Source organism: Paenisporosarcina sp. P4_E4_2, assembly GCF_056401595.1.
On the sequence record NZ_JBFUJC010000552.1, the window covers coordinates 1 to 1,207 of the forward strand.

General features: G+C 42.8%; 2 protein-coding genes. Both read left to right on the plus strand.

The features are described 5' to 3' along the window. A partial coding sequence (locus AC1DSB_RS19645; RefSeq protein ID WP_477587459.1) for a DNA-3-methyladenine glycosylase family protein occupies positions 1–246 on the plus strand: 246 nt, incomplete at its 5' end. 96 nt (positions 247–342) lie between these two features. Further along, the coding region (locus AC1DSB_RS19650; protein WP_477587460.1) for a GAF domain-containing sensor histidine kinase at positions 343–1,207 on the plus strand (865 nt) is incomplete at its 3' end.

Genomic DNA, 1,207 nt, shown 5'->3' on the forward strand with positions numbered 1-1,207 from the left:
GAAATGGAAGCCAGGTTAACAGCCATTCGAGGTATCGGGAAATGGTCGGCAAACTATGTCATCATGCGATGTTTCAGGCACCCGGATGCTTTTCCAATAGCTGATGTCGGTCTACATAATGCATTGAAAAAAGTGCACAATGAATCGCAAAAACCGACTTTAGAAGAGATCGAAAGATGGTCCGAAAATTGGGCTGGTTGGCGCTCTTATGCCACGTTTTACTTATGGAGAACTCTTCAGGAGTAAGCATTTCAGTCAAAAGTATGAATCTGTCTTCATGTGAATGCATGAAATCGAATGGTATGATAAGAGTTACAATGATGGTATGACGGAGGCGACTGTATGCAATCAAATGGACATTCAAATATCGGTTTACTGAAAGAGATTGCCGAGTTATTAAATGAAGAAACCGAAATGACAACGATGCTGCAGGGCGCATTACGAAAATTTTTAGCTGGCACACAGTTTGAAACAGGATGGATATTCTTCATTGATACAAAAGGAAGGCATCAATTAATTGCACATGAAAATTTACCAAATGCACTGGAACATGATAGTTGTCGTCATCTTCAAAAAGGCGGCTGCTGGTGTGTTTCCAAGTATCGCAATGGTGAACTCAAGAAAGCGACGAATATGATAGAATGTCAGCGGATAGAGAATGCCATCGATGCAAAATTAGGTGATCACGGAGGCATTACACATCACGCAACCGTTCCGCTTCAATCAGGTCAGGAAAGATTTGGTTTGTTGAATGTAGCATCCCCCCATACGATTGGATTTACGAATGACGAATTAGCGTTGCTCGAATCGGTTGCCTTGCAAATGGGTTCAGCCATCAAACGAATCGTCTTAACGAAGCAAGAACAGGAAATGGCATTAGTTCAGGAGCGCAACCGATTAGCCCGTGATTTACACGATTCAGTGAACCAGCTTTTGTTTTCCGTTACGTTGACTGCGCGAGGTGGAAGCGAAATGGCGGAGCAGACAGAGGTAAAAGAAACGTTTCGTGAAATTCAACATTTAACGCAGGAAGCTTTGACAGAAATGCGTGCACTTATTTGGCAATTGCGTCCAAAGGGTCTTGAAACCGGCTTGGTTGAAGGGATAAAAGGCTATGCAGAAATGCTTGGTTTGTCCTTGAAAGTGAATGTAACCGGGGTTATTAACTTGCCATCACGCATAGAAGAAACTTTGTTCCGTATAGCAC